Source organism: Streptomyces hoynatensis (assembly GCF_003626535.1).
In the GTDB taxonomy this organism is placed as follows: domain Bacteria; phylum Actinomycetota; class Actinomycetes; order Streptomycetales; family Streptomycetaceae; genus Streptomyces; species Streptomyces hoynatensis.
In genome coordinates this window covers 38,637-53,672 of record NZ_RBAL01000011.1, presented here as the reverse complement: position 1 = coordinate 53,672, position 15,036 = coordinate 38,637, and the positions used below count along the sequence as shown (strand labels likewise).

Annotated in this window: 9 protein-coding genes; 5 read left to right on the top strand and 4 right to left on the bottom strand. The window is 74.8% G+C overall.

Annotated elements, in window-relative coordinates; translation table 11 throughout:
* The first annotated feature begins 30 nt into the window (after window positions 1-30).
* The gene (locus tag D7294_RS19235; RefSeq protein ID WP_241562480.1) at window positions 31-999 is read left to right on the top strand and encodes an ABC transporter substrate-binding protein; all 969 of its coding nucleotides are present in this window, start codon (window positions 31-33) and stop codon (window positions 997-999) included.
* 224 nt (window positions 1,000-1,223) lie between these two features.
* Complete coding sequence (locus D7294_RS19230; protein WP_120681610.1) at window positions 1,224-1,610, top strand: group I truncated hemoglobin; 387 nt, start codon at window positions 1,224-1,226, stop codon at window positions 1,608-1,610.
* Between the two features lie 98 nt (window positions 1,611-1,708).
* Here D7294_RS19230 and D7294_RS19225 read toward each other — a convergent pair whose 3' ends face one another.
* Complete coding sequence (locus D7294_RS19225; RefSeq protein ID WP_120681412.1) at window positions 1,709-3,451, bottom strand: stealth family protein; 1,743 nt, start codon at window positions 3,449-3,451, stop codon at window positions 1,709-1,711.
* 318 nt (window positions 3,452-3,769) lie between these two features.
* Here D7294_RS19225 and D7294_RS32285 point away from each other — a divergent pair, with 318 nt between their 5' ends.
* Window positions 3,770-4,036, top strand: coding sequence for a DUF6234 family protein (locus tag D7294_RS32285; RefSeq protein ID WP_174248391.1), 267 nt, complete (start codon window positions 3,770-3,772; stop codon window positions 4,034-4,036).
* A 344-nt stretch (window positions 4,037-4,380) separates the two neighbouring features.
* On the top strand, window positions 4,381-5,997 hold the full coding sequence (locus tag D7294_RS19220) for a phytoene desaturase family protein (protein ID WP_174248390.1): 1,617 nt from the start codon (window positions 4,381-4,383) through the stop codon (window positions 5,995-5,997).
* A 103-nt stretch (window positions 5,998-6,100) separates the two neighbouring features.
* Here D7294_RS19220 and D7294_RS19215 read toward each other — a convergent pair whose 3' ends face one another.
* Window positions 6,101-7,930, bottom strand: a complete 1,830-nt coding sequence (locus D7294_RS19215) for a glycoside hydrolase family 2 protein (RefSeq protein ID WP_120681410.1) — start codon at window positions 7,928-7,930, stop codon at window positions 6,101-6,103.
* Between the two features lie 226 nt (window positions 7,931-8,156).
* Here D7294_RS19215 and D7294_RS19210 point away from each other — a divergent pair, with 226 nt between their 5' ends.
* Window positions 8,157-9,245: a LacI family DNA-binding transcriptional regulator gene (locus D7294_RS19210; RefSeq protein WP_120681408.1), complete on the top strand. Its 1,089-nt coding sequence runs from the start codon at window positions 8,157-8,159 to the stop codon at window positions 9,243-9,245.
* A gap of 25 nt (window positions 9,246-9,270) precedes the next feature.
* On the opposite strand, the gene D7294_RS33750 is transcribed toward D7294_RS19210, so the two are convergent.
* Complete coding sequence (locus D7294_RS33750) at window positions 9,271-13,914, bottom strand: DUF6531 domain-containing protein (RefSeq protein WP_120681406.1); 4,644 nt, start codon at window positions 13,912-13,914, stop codon at window positions 9,271-9,273.
* A 638-nt stretch (window positions 13,915-14,552) separates the two neighbouring features.
* Complete coding sequence (locus D7294_RS19200; protein WP_120681404.1) at window positions 14,553-15,011, bottom strand: winged helix-turn-helix transcriptional regulator; 459 nt, start codon at window positions 15,009-15,011, stop codon at window positions 14,553-14,555.
* Window positions 15,012-15,036: the final 25 nt, after the last annotated feature.

Genomic DNA, 15,036 nt, shown 5'->3' with positions numbered 1-15,036 from the left:
CACGCCCGTCGCCGAAACAAGGGAGATCCGGTGAGGAAGACGAGAAGAGCCCTCGCCGCCGCTGCGGCGGCGGCCATGGTCCTGGTGGCAAGCGCCTGCGGGGAGGAGGGGTCCGGCGGATCGGGCGGGGGCGAGCCCCTGATCTCGATCGTCTCCAAGGGCTTCCAGCACCAGTTCTGGCAGTCGGTCAAGCAGGGCGCGGAGGACGAGGCGGAGGCCAGGGGCGCCAGGATCACCTTCGTCGGGCCCGCCACCGAGTCCGACGTCGAGGAGCAGGTGAACCAGCTCACCAACGAACTGGCCAAGTCCCCCGACGCCATCGGCTTCGCCGCCCTCGACTCGCAGGCGGCCGAGCCGCTGCTGGAGCAGGCCCAGTCCCAGGACATCCCGGTGGTGGCCTTCGACTCCGGCGTGGACAGCGACATCCCGGTGACGACGGTGGCGACGGACAACAGGGCGGCCGCCGCCCTGGCCGCCGAGCACATGGCCGAGGCCCTGGGCGGCGAGGGCAAGGTCGCGCTCGTGGTGCACGACCAGACCAGCCTCTCCGGCAAGGACCGCAGGGACGGCTTCATGGAGTGGATGGCGGAGAACGCGCCCGGCATCACCGTGCTCGAACCGCAGTACGGCGGCGGCGACCAGCTGGAGTCCGCGGACATCACCACGTCGATCATCCAGGCCAACCCGGACCTGGCGGGCATCTACGCCTCCAACGAGGGCTCGGCGATCGGCGTCATCAACGGCGTCAGGGAGAGCGGCAGGGACGACCTCGCCGTCGTCGGCTTCGACTCCGGCCAGGCCCAGATCGACGCCATCGACAGCGGGCTGATGCTCGGCGCCGTCACCCAGGACCCGGTCGACATGGGCAGGCAGCTCGTCGACGCGGCGCTCAACGCGATCGACGGAAAGGAACAACCCGAACGCATCGACACGGCGTTCTACTGGTACGACAGCGAGAACATGGACGACCCGCAGATCCAGGCGGCCCTCTACCAGTAGCCCGCGCCGGCCCCCGGTCCCTCCCCGGCAGGGGAGGGGCCGCGGCGCGCCGCCACGGCCGCCCCGCCCGCGCGCCGCCGCCCCACCCGCCCCACCCGTGACGTCGCGTTAGCTGCCCGTTTCGCAGAGTTCGCCGCCGCGCCCCACCCGGCGTGGGCAGAAGGCGACGCCGGGGAAACGGGCGGGACATCGGCGGGTGAACGCCGGGAGCCACTGTGGGGGACATGACTCACTCTCCCGCGCAGCACGCGGCCACCGGCAGCCTCTTCGACCAGCTCGGCGGGGAAACCGCCGTCGCGGCGGTCGTCGACCTCTTCTACGGCCGGGTCCTCGCCGACGAGGCACTCGCCGGCCACTTCACCGGAGTCGACATCGACCGGCTCAAGCGCCACCAGCGGCGCTTCATCGGCCAGGCCCTCGGCGCCACCCGCCCCTACAGCGGGCGCTCCATGCGCCACGCCCACCGGCACCTGGGCATCACCGACGCGGACTTCGACCGCGTGGTCGCCCACCTCGCCGCCTCCCTCGCCGAGGCGGGCGTCGACGAGGCCACCATCGGCACCATCGCCGGGAAACTCGCCCCGCTCAGGGCCGACATCGTCACCCGGTGAGCTCCGGGGCCCGGCCGAACTCCCGGTCACCCGGGCGCCGTTCCCCCGCGTGCGGCGGGCGCCGCCCGCCCCGGCCCTCGGCCGCGGGGCGGGGCCGCTCAGCGCTCGAAGCGGCTGGGCAGCGGGAAGTAGGACTCCAGGAAGGCGTGGAGGCGGGCGGCGGCGTTCTCCTTCTCCTCCTCGGGGGTCTGCACGTCGTTGAGGCAGAAGAAGTCCCAGCGGCGGGTGGCCGCGAGTTCGGCGAGGGCCCCGGCGGACTCCGGCCTGCCGATGTCGATGTAGCGCAGCGCGTACTTTCCCGGGACCGCGCGGCCGGTGAGGTATGCGTGGTGGTGGTGCAGCGTCGAGGCCATCGCCACGTCGGTGAGGGCACGGAACCGGGAGCGCGCGGTCCGCCCGATCTCCTCGGGGAAAAGCTCCTCGAGTTCCTGCATCACCGCGCGGATCTGGGGGTGCGGGGTGTGCTTGCTCTTGCTGACGATCCGGCGGCCGTGCTCCCGGAGCATCAGCTCCGCCGTGTTCTTCCCGGCGGAGTTGGGGGCCGGCTCGTCCGGGTGCGGCTCGCCCAGGCCGATCTGGAAGGGGCCGAAGGGCAGCTTGGCGATGCCGTTGCCGTGGAAGAAGTGCCCGGCACCGACCGGCCGGCCGACGAACACGTCGTCGTTGAAGTAGAGGTAGCGCTCGGACAGGCCGGGGATGCGGTGCAGCTGGGTGCCGATCGCGTGCGAGTTGAAGACCGGGAGGACCGAGGGGTCGGCGAAGATCTCCTTGTGGTCGACGATCCGCACGCCGGGGGCATCGGTGTTCAGCCAGGAGGGGGTCTGCCCGTCGGTGACGATGTGGACGGTGCGCACGAAGGGGGCGTACATCTCCAGGGACCGCAGGGAGTACTTGAGCTCGTCGTGGCTCTCGTAGCGGGAGGCGCCGGTCTCCCGGGCGTTGATGCGGGAGGGCGCCCCGCCGGTGCGGTAGGACTCGCGTTTCGCCGCCAGCTCCGGGTCCGCGCCGTCGACCCAGGTGTAGACCACGTCGACGGGGAAGTCCACCTCGTCGAAGCGGGGCTGGGCGAAGCCCGCGAAGGTGGGGTGGGCGCGGCCCGCGACGGTGAGCGTCGCGGGGACGCGGGCCTCGGCGGGCAGCGCGTCGGTCACGGCGTTGGGGCGCGGCCCCACCAGGGCGCGCTCCAGGACCCCGGCCGGGGCCATGCTGCGCAGCGTGCCGCGGCGCTCGGCCAGCCTGGCGTCCTCGAGGTAGTCGCGCCCCTCGCGCCAGAACTCGACCTCACAGCCGTGGTCGAAGTCGGCGAGTATCCCTCCCGCGGGGCTCAGCAGGATCTCGCCGAAGCGGATCGTGTCCTGGCGCTTGAGCGCGGCGGGCAGCGAACCGTCCGCGTAGAGCACGGCGTCCGCCGGCAGCGGGTCGGAGCCGGCCTTCACGGCGTACAGGGCGGTGCCGCCGAAGGTGCGGCGCATCGCGGACAGCAGCCGCTTGCGGTCGGCGTGGCGGACGCCGAGGACGTGGCGGGTGCGGGAGCGGCCCGGCACGAGGAAGTACTCGATCCCGGCGCCCTCCAGCGCGTCGCAGACCAGACCCAGGTTGCGGGCCGCCGCGTCCGGGGAGCTGAACCGGGTCACCGTGCGGCCGTAGAAGACCGTCCCGGAGACCTCCACCGTGCGGATCTCGGGGTCGGCTGCCAGCAAGGCGCGGCGCCGCGCCGCCACGAGTTGCGCCCGCTTGCGCTCGGCCGCCGCCGCCCGCTCCGCCTGCCGCTGCTCCGCCCGCGCCTGCCGCACCTTTTCCGGCAGCAAACGCGCCCCGAGTGCCCTGATTCGTGCCTGCACGACGGGACCGGCCCCCCTCTGTTCTTTCGCTGTCTCTCCCAGGCCGATCACCCCCGCGGACCGGCCCTCTCAGTAGAACCCATGAAAAACCGCAGGTGAAGCGGGGGATATCCGCCGGTGAAGAATATGTGTCCCATTCGTGACCTTCCCGTTCACGTGGCGCCCCACCGGCGCAAACCCCCGCGCCCGGGCCCCTGCGCCCGTGTGTGGACGAGGCACGGCGCCCCCGCCTGCACTGGGCAGCCGACCTCCTGCTGACGCTGTGCCTGCTGCTCGACGCCGTCGTCCTCCTCCGTCCCCGGCTCGCTCGCCTCCGGCATGTCGTCCTGGGCCGCGGCCTTCGGCGAAGGCGACACCGACGACGTGTGGCACGGCGCGTGGACGGCCCTGACCTGCTGCGCGGTGGGGGCCGGGGTCATCGCCGCCCTGCTGCTGTACGTCCGCGCCCCGATCGCGGGCTGGGTGCAGGCCGTGGTGACGGGCGTGCTGCTGCTTGTGGTCCTGGCCGGCATCGAGGGAGAGTCGCGCGACGCCGCCCCGCCCGCCGGGCCGGTGACCACGCTCCGGGAAGGCGCCGCGGACTGAGGCCCGGGGCGCGCCCCCGCGCACGCCCGCCCCCGCACACGCCCCCGCCCCGCGTTTCCTGCGCCCCCGCGTCAGCCCCCGCACGCCCCCGCCCCGGCCCGCGCCCCCTGGCCCCCGCGTCAGCCCCCGCGCGCCGCCGCCCCGGCCCGCGGCGCTCCGGAGGGCGGGCCCCGGAAGGCGGGGGCCCCGGAGCCGGGACACCCGCCGGGGGCTCGTTACCTCCGGGCGGCGCAATCCGGGGCGACGGGCGCTGCGGGCCGCCGCGCCCTGTCCTACCGTCCAAGCAGGAGCCAGGACCGGCCGCCCCGCGGCCGGCGGGCGCCCCGGGCGAAAGGGCTGACCTGATGGGTGACGTGGACGCCGTCGTCGTGGGCTCGGGCATCAACGGGCTGGTCGCCGCGGCCGAACTGGCCCTCGCCGGCTGGTCGGTGACCCTGCTGGAACGCAACCGGGACATCGGCGGATTCATCGCCACCGAGCAGCGGACCCTGCCCGGCTACCTGCACGACACCTACTCCTCCTGGCACCCGCTCTTCGTCTCGGGTCCCGCCTACGCCGCCCTCGCCGAGCCGCTGCGCCGGCACGGCCTCGTCTACCGGAACACCGAGGAGTGGCTGACCGCCAGCGTGGCCGACGACGGCCGGGTCAGCCTCGCCCACCGCGATCCCGCCCGCACCGCCGAGGGCTTCGCGCACGAGGCCGACCGCGACGCCTACCTGGCCGCGCTGCGCCGGCTGCAACGGAACCTGGGCCCGATCGGCGGGCTGCTGAGCAGCGAGCCGCGCTCGCCCGCCTTCGTGCGGTACGCGACGGGCCTGCTCAGGAACGGCGGACGTGCCGGCCTGGAGGGCTGGCTGCGCTCGGTGGCCACGAGCGGGCGCGGGTACGCCCGCGCGGAGTTCCGCGGCCCCGAGGTCGACCACCTGTTCGCCCCCTGGCTGCTGCACGCCGGGCTGTCCCCCGACCACGCCTCGGGCGGGTTCATGATGCCGCTGCTCGCCGCCACCCTGCACGGGGCCGGGCTGCCGGTGGTCGCCGGGGGCGCGGGCCGTTTCCTGGACGCCTTCAGGTCCCTGCTCGGCTCCCTCGGCGTGCAGGTGGAGACCGGCACCCACGTCGAGCGCATCCTCCTCGAACGGGGCCGGGCCACCGGGGTGGTGGCCGGCGGCCGGGTCCACCGCGCCCGCCGCGCGGTGCTGGCCGGGGTGACCCCCACCGCGCTGTACGGCGAGCTGCTGCCCCGCGAGGCGGTGGACCAGGAACTGCGCACGGAGGCCGCCCACTTCCGCTACGGCCGCGCCGCGATGCAGCTGCACGTCGCGCTGTCCGGGCCCCTCGGCTGGCGGGACGCGCGACTGCGGGAGATCCCCCTGATCCACCTCTCCGACGGCTCGGGCAGCACCGGCATCGCCTGCGCGGAGGCCGAGGCAGGACTGCTGCCCCGGCGGCCGACGGTGGTCGTCGGCCAGCAGTACCTCCTGGACGCCGGCCGGGTTCCCGAGGGCGCCGCCGCCCTGTGGCTCCAGCTGCAGGAGGTGCCGTTCCTGCCCCTCGGGGATGCCGCGGGCGAGCTGGAGACGGCCGGCGGCTGGGAGGGGGAGCTGGCCCGCGGGTACGCCGACCGGGTCCTGGACCGGATCGCCGCCCACGCCCCCGACCTGCAGGACAAGGTGCTCGCCGTGGACATCGTCACCCCCGCCCAGCTCCTCGCCCACAACCCGAACGCGCAGCGCGGCGACCCCTACGGCGGCTCGGCGGAACTCGACCAGAGCTATCTGTGGCGCCCCCTGCCCCGCTCGGGGCGGCACGCCACCCGGGTGCCCGGGCTCTGGCACCTCGGGGCCTCCACCCACCCGGGCCCCGGCCTCGGCGGCGGCTCGGGGCACATCGTCGCGACCGCGCTCACCCGGCGGCGCCCCGCCTCCCTGCGCGGCCTGCGGTCCCGCGGGCCCACGCCCTGAGGGCCGCGGGACCGCAGGCGACCGCGCCGGCCGGGGAGCGCACGCCCCCGGCGCGCCGGACGACACCGCATCGCTGCGCGGCCGCCCGGCGCGGAAGGCGGCCTCAGGGGCCGGCGGTCTCGATCGCGGCGGGCCGCTGCTGCGCGGCGCGCACCCGGGCCACGTCCAGCTTGGCCGAGCGGTCGAATCGGTAGACGCCGTTCTGTTCCTGGAAGACGTCGGTCAGCTGGGTGTAGCAGTAGCCGAACATCTCCGGGTCGCCCAGCAGCACCCCGGTCAGCCCGGCGAAGCGCCGGTGGAACTCCTCCTCGTCGCGCGGCCGCTGCCCGTAGCCCCAGGACGCCGTGTGGTCCTCGCCCGAGGCCCCGGCCGCCGCGTCGGGGTCCCACCAGATCCCGCCGAACTCGCTGCAGAAATACGGCTGTCCACGGTAGGGCAGCGAGTACGCGCTGCCGTCGGCGTAGGCGTTGACGAACGGCTCGCCCGCGGCCAGGCCCGCCATCGCGGCACGGAACCGCTCGGGGTCCTGCTCGTAGTTGTGCGAGTCGTAGATGTCGCTCTCCGGCACGCGGTGCGCGTACCCGGAGGCGTCGACCACGGGCCGGGTGGTGTCCAGCGCCTTGGTGGCCAGGAACATCGCCCGGGTCACGTCGTCGAGCCGGGTGAGGCGGTCGTGGAGCTTCTGGTACGTCTCGTTCAGCGGGCACCAGCCGACGATGGCCGGGTGGGAGTAGTCGCGCTCCACGGCCTCCAGCCACTGGGCGACGTAGGAGGCGTCGGGGCGCTGGTTGTCGCCGGAGGAGCCGCCGACCTCGCAGCCCCAGTCGCCGAACTCGCCCCACACGAGGTAGCCGAGGCGGTCGGCGTGGTACAGGAAGCGCTCCTCGAACACCTTCTGGTGCAGGCGGGCGCCGTTGAACCCGGCCGCCATGGCCAGTTCGATGTCGCGCACCAGCGCCTCGTCGCTGGGCGCCGTCATCAGCCCGTCGGGGTACCAGCCCTGGTCGAGCACCAGCCGCTGGAAGACCGGCCGCCCGTTGAGCAGGACGGCGCGGCCCCGGATGGCCACCGCGCGCAGCCCCGCGTAGCTGTCGGCGGCGTCGGCCACCGCCCCCTCGGCGTCCAGGAGTTCCAGGCGCAGCCGGTACAGGTGCGGGTCCTGCGGGCTCCACGGGCGGCGGCGGCCCTCGGGAACGGGGAGGTACAGCCGGGGCGACAGGTCCAGGTCGGCGCGGGCCTCGGCCCGGCAGACCTCGCCCGCCTCGTCCGAGAGCACCGCGCGCACCCGGTGGCCGGGCCGGTTGCCCGAGAGCGGCAGCTCCACGTGGAAGGCGGAGGCGGCCAGATCGGGCGTGATCCGGGGGCGGCGCAGGTGCGTCTCGGGCACCGGCTCCAGCCACACGGTCTGCCAGATGCCGGTGGTGCGGGTGTACAGGCAGTCGTGGTTGGCGTACCGGACGGCCTGCTTGCCGCGCGCCTGCGGCCCGGACTTCGGGTCGCGGGCCCGGACGGTGATCGTGACGGTCTCGCCTGGCGCCGCGACGCCGTGCAGGTCGGCGGTGAACGGGGTGAACCCGCCGCGGTGGCGCACCACCTCGGTGCCGTTCACCCACACGGTGGTGTCGTGGTCGACCGCCTGGAAGTGCAGCAGCACGCGCCGCCCGGCCCACTGCTCCGGCAGCCGCACGGTGCGGCGATACCAGACGGCGTGCAGGAAGTCGGTCTCCCCGATGCCGGACAGCTCCGACTCCGGGCAGAAGGGCACGCGGATCTCGTCCGCCAACTCGCGTTCCAGCAGGCCGCGTTCCAGGCCGCTGTCGCCGCGGTCCGTCTCGAACTGCCAGGTGCCGTTGAGGTTCAGCCAGTCGGCCCGCACGAACTGCGGCCGGGGGTACTCGGGTCGGGGAACGGCGCCAAGGGGGGTGGCGGACACGGTCTCTCTCTTTCCGTGGGGAATCCGTGGGCATCCACGGGAGTCCTGAACGCTGCGGGCGCGGGCGGGCGGCCGCGCCAAGGAGAGGTTTACATCGATGTAGAAACCCTTGTAAAGGCCCTTGGCCGGCGAAACGGCCCGCGCAAGGCCCGGGGAGTGCGGTCCCCGGGGCCTGCGGGAGCCGCCCGCCGGTCCGTATCATGCGGTCCAGCTCAGGGAGGTGCCGGTGGCCAGGCCACGGATCAAGGACGTCGCGCGGCTGGCGGGCGTGTCGGAGAAGACCGTCTCCAATGTGCTCAACGACTACGTGCACGTCTCCGAGGCCACCCGCCAGGCGGTGCGGCAGGCCATCGACGAGCTCGGCTACCGCGTCAACCTGGCCGGGCGGCACCTGCGCCGCGGCCGCACCGGCATCCTCGCCCTGGTGGTGCCCGGGCTGGCCATGCCGTACTTCGGCGAGCTGGCCGACCTGGTGGTGCGCGAGGCGGAACAGCGTTCCCACACCGTGCTGGTGCACCAGACACACGGCGAGGGGGACCGGGAGCTGGCCGCGCTCGACGGCTTCGGCTCGGACTTCGCCGACGGCGTCATCCTCAGCCCGCTCGCGCTGACCCGCCAGGACCTTCGGCGCCGGGACCCCGCGCTGCCCGTGGTGCTGCTGGGGGAGGCCGTGGAGCAGGGGGTGGCCGACCACGTGGCCATCGACAACGAGCGGGCGGCCCGGGAGGCGACCGCGCACCTCCTGGCCCTGGGGCGGCGCCGGATCGCGGTGCTCGGCGGCCGGGAGGCGCCCGGCCCCGGCACCGCCGAGGCCCGCACCCGCGGCTACCGGGCGGCGCTGGCCGCGGCCGGCCTGCCGCACGACCCGGCGCTGGTGCGGCCGGTGCCCGGCTTCCTCATGCCGGAGGGCGCCCGGGCCGCGGCCGAGCTGCTGGGCGGGCCCCGCCCACCGGACGCGTTGCTGTGCCTCAACGACGAGCTGGCGCTCGGCGCGCTGCGGGCCGCGCACGAGGCGGGGCTGCGGGTGCCGCGGGACATCGCGGTGGCCGGCTTCGACGACGTGGAGCGTGGGCACTTCAGCGTGCCCACGCTGACCACCGTCTCCCCGGACAAGGCGGCGCTGGCCCGGCTGGCCGTGGAGCTGCTGCTGGACCGCGTCGGCGCGGCGCAGCGGACCGGCGCGGCGCAGCGGACCGGCGCGGCGCGGCGGACCGGCGCGGCCGGGGAGCGGGAGCCGGAGCCGCCGCGGGAGCGGGTGGTTCCGCATCGCCTGGTGGTCCGGGAGAGCACCGGCGGCCCGCCGCCCGGCGCCTGACCCGCAAGGCCGCCGGCGGCGCCCCTCAGACCTGAAGCAGCGGGCCGTCCGGGGTCAGCCTCTCCCACAGGCGCCCGTCCCGCTGGAGGTTCAGGCAGGCCGCCCAGTGCACCGTCCCCATGTTCTTCTTGACCAGGTCCGACAGCTGCGTCGGCCGGTTCACCGTGACCGGGTTGCCGACCAGGTTGCGCCACTCGTCCTTCGGCAGCAGGTGGTAGTTCGGGATGCGCTGGCCGGGCCCGTAGACCTGGAACGGCTGGATGGTGCCCGTCTGGATGCGGCCGTTCGTCGCGCCGACGATCGACCCGCCGTGGTGCGTGTAGACCGCGATGCTCGTGCCCTGCGGCACGGTGAAGTGGGATCGGCGGAAGAGCCTCTCCCACAGATTCCGCGGCTGCTCCAGGTACACCCCGTGCCCGGTGAAGACGATCTCGCCGTCCGGCCTCCCGCCCTGCTGGTGGCTGTGGGGCGGGCGGGTGTACGGCGGCGGGCAGCAGGGGGCAAGGCCGGTGGGGTCGGCGAACCGCTGCGGATCCTCCACGTAGGCGACGGGATTGGCGGAGGCGGCCAGGCCCAGCGGATCGGGCGAGGCGTAGCGGCCGGTGACCGGGTCGTAGTGGCGGTGGTAGTTGTAGTACCAGCCGGTCTCCTGGTCGGCGTACTGGCCGGGGAAGCCGAGGGGAGTGGCCGCCGGGTCCCCGCGGCCGTGCTCGCCGGCCCCCCACAGCGTCCTGCGGGCGGCCCAGGCCACCTCGCCCTCCTCGCCGACCAGCTCGGTCGGGGCCCCGGCCAGGTCGGTGACGATGGCGTAGAAGCGGGCGTCGACCTCCTCCTGCGGCGCCTGCCCCGCCCGGGGCGGGTCCTGGGGCAGGCCCGCGGCAGGGTCCCCGGGGAGGGTGCGCTCGGTCTGGGCGAGCGGGCGCAGTTGGTCGTAGTCCCAGGTGAGCGTGGTGCGTTCGGCGCCGTCCCGGCCGGTGGCCGACTGCTCGACCAGCTCCGAGCCCGACCAGGTGAAGGTGATCTGCGCGAGGACGGTGCCGTCCTCGTCGAGGCGCTGCTTGGCGATCCGCCGGTCGAAGGGGTCGTAGAGGTAGTGCCAGTGCGCGCCGTCGGGGGTCAGCACGTCGGTCAGGTGGTTCTCCGCGTCCCAGGTGTAGCGCCAGGTCTCGGGCTTCTTCGACAGCCGCTTCCGCCGGCGCAGGACGACGCGGCCCTCGGCGTCGTACGTGTAGTGGATGCCTCCGGCCCGGGTGAGGCGCAGCCCCGTGTAGGCGCGCTCGCCGGCCGCCTCCGTGTCGAACGCCTCGCCCGGCCACCGCGCGTGGGTCTGGTTGCCTGCGGCGTCGTACCGGTAGGTCTCCTCCCCGTCCGGGGCGCTGACCCCGGTGACGCGGCCCAGGGCGTCGTGGGTGAAGGCGGTGGTGCCGCGCCGGGAGTCGTCCAGGGCGGACAGGAGGCGCCCGGGCCGGTAGGCGAACGAGCGCCGCCACAGCGGGCCGGCCTGGGCGGCGAAGGACTGGGCGGTGAGCCGGCTGAGGACGTCCCACTCCTGGGCCAGGCACAGCGGCTGCCGCTCCCCGATGGTCCGGCGGATCTCCCGGCCGGCGGCGTCGCGTTCGAACCGGATGGGGCGCCCGGCGCTGGTGAGGGAGGCCGGGGCCCCGGCCGCGTCGTAGCCGATGACCGTGCGGTGCCCCGACGGCGTGACGCGGCTGAGTGGGCGGCCCAGCGGATCGTAGGTGTGGGCGACGGTGGCGCCGTTGACGGTCTCGCGCAGCGGCCGGCCGAGGAGGTCCCGCTCGAAGGAGACCTCCGCGTCGGGGTTGGCCGCCCGCAGGACGCGGCCGTGCGGGTCGTAGGCGAACGTGGTGCGCCTGCCGTCGGCGACCTGCTCGACGATCTCCCCGTTGAGGTCGTGCCGGTAGCCGATGGTCTGGCCGAGGCTGTTGGTGCGGGCGAGGAGCTGACCTGCCGCGTCGTAGGCGTAGGTGTGGGTGCGGCCGTCGAAGTCCGTCTCCGCGATCAGGCGGCCCGCGGCGTCCCGCTCGTAGGTCCAGGTCAGGCCCTGGGGGTTGGTGATGCGGGCGAGGTTCAGCTCGGTGTCGTGCTCCAGGACGTACCGGGCACCGTCCGGCCTGGTCTCCGCGGTGGGCAGGTCGAAGGGGCCGTACTCGTAGTGGGTGGTCGCGCCGTCCGCCGTGGTGTGGGACAGGCAGTTGCCCTCCGGGTCCCAGGTCCAGGTCTCGGTGCCGCCCTCGGGGTCGACGGTGCGCAGCAGCCTGCCCTCGACGCTCCATTCGGCGCGGTGGACGGCGCCGAGCGGGTCGGTGACGGCCACGGGGCGGCCGAAGGCGTCCCGCTCGTAGGAGACGGTGCCGCCGAGCGGGTCGGTGATCCGCCGTTGCAGGCCCGCCGCGTCGGTCTCGATGGCCGTGGTGTGGCCCGAGGGGTCGGTGACCGAGGTGATCCGGCCCCGTTCGTCGTAGGCGTAGCGGGTGGTGGCGCCGAGCGGGTCGATCCGGGCGACGAGGTTGCCCCGCTCGTCGAACTCCTGGCGCCAGACGGTGCCGTCCGCCTCCACCACCGAGGTCTGCTGCCCGAACGCGTTGTGCTCCGCGCGCATCTGCCGCCCGTCCGGGCGGGTCTCCGCCACCAGGTTGCCTTCCTCGTCGTAGGCGAAGCTCCTGGTGCGGCCCAGCGGGTCGGTCGTCGACAGCACGCGGTCGTAGCGGTCCCACTGCGTGCGGCTGGTGTTGCCGAGCGGATCGGTCTCGGCGACGAGCTGGTAGCAGTCGTTGAACTCGTAGACCGTGTCGTGGCCGCGGGAGTCGGTGGCGGTGGTGCGGCGGTTGTCCGGGTCGTAGGCGTAGCGGTACTCCAGGTGGCGGCCGCTGCCGGTGGCGTGGACGCAGCGGCCCGCCTCGTCGTACGCGTAGGCGTACCAGTGGCCGTTGCGGTCCTCCCACCTCGTCAGCCGCCGCTCCTCGTCGTAGCGGAAACGCAGCGGAACGCCGGAGGAGTTGTGGATCTCGGCCAGGTTCCCGGCCTCGTCGTACCCGTAGCGCAGGAGGACGGGCTGCCGCGGGTCGCTGAGCAGGCGCAGCGCGGTGATCCGGCCGTGCGCGGTGGTCACGCCGACCCGGTGGCCGCAGGAGTGGGCCAGCTCGGTGGGGTGCCCTGCCTCGTCCCGGCGGACGTCGATCCGGTTGCCGTGGCGGTCGGTGACGGCCTGGAGGGGGAGTTCGCCGCCGGGGCGCCCGGGGACGGGGCCGAAGTGCAGGAGGTGGCCGGTCGGCTGCCGGACGGTCAGGGGGCCGCCGGGCCGGCCGTCCCAGGCCAGGCCCCAGCGCGGGCCCTCCACCGGCAGGACCGGAAGGCCCGGGTCGGCGAGCGGCACGGGGTAGTCGAGCACCATGCCGTCGGCCGTGTGGAGCCGCACCCCGCCCTGGTCGAGGACCAGCCGCTGGTCGAGGGTGGAGGCCCAGGAACGCCCGAAGCAACGGCCGCCGCGGTAGGAGGAGATGTGGTGGCGCTCGACGACCAGCGGCAGGACGCCGGGCAGTTCGACGTCGACGGCGGACATCAGCACCTCGCCCGTGGCCATGTCCACCGGGTCGCCACAGGCGCTGCGGTTGCCGATCGAGATCCCGTTCCCGCGTCCGGCCTGCCCCAGGCCCCGCGCGCCGATGCCCTGGCCGCGCAGCCCGGTCTTGGCGATGTTCCGGATGCCGGCGGCGAGCCCGCCCAGGGTCGTCAGGCCGCGCATGCCGGGGATGCAGTCCAGGGCGGCGAAGGCGACGTCGAGGAACGACCCCTTCCCCTGGGCGAATTTGATCAGCGAGTCGGCCAGGACGACCGCGGCGGCGGCCACCACCACCAGGGCCAGCGGCCCGCCGATGATCATGACCACGACGCCGAGGACGGCGACGATCACCTTGCAGATCGCGACGATGGTGTCCCAGGCGTCGGAGATCCACCGGACGAGGTTCTCCCACCAGGACCGGTTGTGGATGCCGGCGTCGGAGGCCTCGTCGATGCTCCTCGCGCAGGTCCGCGCGGCCTCCTCCCGCAGCCCGAGGGCCTCCCGGGCGAGCTGGCGGGCGGCCTCGAGCCGCCCCTCGGCGTCGTCCACCTGGGACTGCGCCGCGGCCGCGGCCGCCTGCGCGGCCTGGTGGTCGCGGGTGGCGGCACGGACGGCGTTCTCGTCGGGCGGCTCGGCCCCCTCCCGCTCGCCCTCGGTCCGCAGCCGCTCGGCCTCGGCACCGGCCCGCCCGACCCAGTCCTCCGCGTCGCCCAGCCGGCCCTGGGCCACGGAGAGGTCGGACTGCGCGGCGAGCGCGCGCTCCAGCGCCCGGTCGGCCATCCCCTGGGCGGTCTCCAGCTGCGGCCAGTAGCCCTGCAGGGCGTGCGCGCACAGGTCGTAGGAGGTCTGGAGCTTGGTGAGGTTCCCCGGGACGCCGTCGAACTCCTCCCGGAAGCGGTCGGCCGAGAGCCCGGCCCACTCCAGCAGGGCGCCGTCGGAGGCCATGCCCCGGATCTTCCCCAGGGCTTCGCCCACGTCGTCGGCGAAGGTCTGCAGAGAATCGGCCAGTTCGCGAATGGCATCCGGTTCCCCGGGCGCCGGATCGGAGTCCAGATCGACCGGGCTCCAGTCGGACGGACGCGCCATGGACACACCCTCGATGACGATGTTGTCACGCCTTGCGCCCGACGGTAGCGGCCGGGCCGCCGCCCCACAAGAACGCCTCCGGACAGGCGGCCGGCAACCGCCGGTCCCGGCCCTGGCCTTGCCGCGGTCCCCGGGGGTGACCCGCCGTTGGTGTAGAGGCCCACCCGCTCGTGCCCGAGCGCGGCGTGATGCCGCACCGCCGCATACGCGCCCTGCCGGTGGTCGGAGATCGCGAACTCGCACGGGTCGTACGGGTCTTCGGGCCGGCGTTCCAGCAGGACGAAGGGCAGCCCGGTGGCGCGCAGCCGCTCCAGGGCCCCGGGCGGCGTGTGGTGCCCCTCGGCCGTGGTGATCAGCAGCGCGGCGGCGCCCAGCGCCACCAACTCGTCGATCCGATCGCGGTCCCGCGGCTCCGCGTAGTCGGTGAGCCGATGACGACGCGGGCACCGCGCCGGGCGGCGACGCTGCGCACCCCCGCCACCGGCTGCGGGTGGCAGGAGCTCATCGAGGGAACGAGCAGCCCGAGCACCGGCCCCTCCCCGGCCGGGGCCGCGCGCGCACCTGGGCGGGGAGCGCCCCGGGCCCGGCGTGCGCCGGGGCGGCCGGACCGGGCCGCCGGTGCGGCAGGGGCGCCGCCGTCAGCCGCTCTTCCGCACCGTGGTGGTGCCGGCGTCGGCGGGGCCGCCGTCCGAGCCGGTCGGCCGGAGCGGCGGCAGGGGGTGGCCGTGTGCGTCGACGAGGACGGAGTGGGCCTCGCCTGGGGCGAAGGCGTGCCGTTCGCCCCACTGCCGCAGGGCGAGGATGACGGTGAACAGGTCGCGCCCCGCCTCGGTGAGCGCGTAGAACTGCCGCCTGCCCGAGGGCGCGGTCCGCCGGTCGAGGATGCCGCGTTCGACCAGGCGGCGCAGCCGGTCGGTGAGGATGTTGCGGGCGATGCCGGTGCGCCGCTGGAAGTCGGTGAAGGCCCGTGCCCCGTCCATGGCGTCGCGGACGATGAGCAGGCTCCAGCGGTCGCCCGTCAGGTCGAGCGTGCGCGCGACCGGGCAGCTGGGGTCGGTCCAGCTCACGTCCTCGGTGCGGACGGCACTGCGCGGCATCACGCCTCCCGGAGAGTTGCTGATC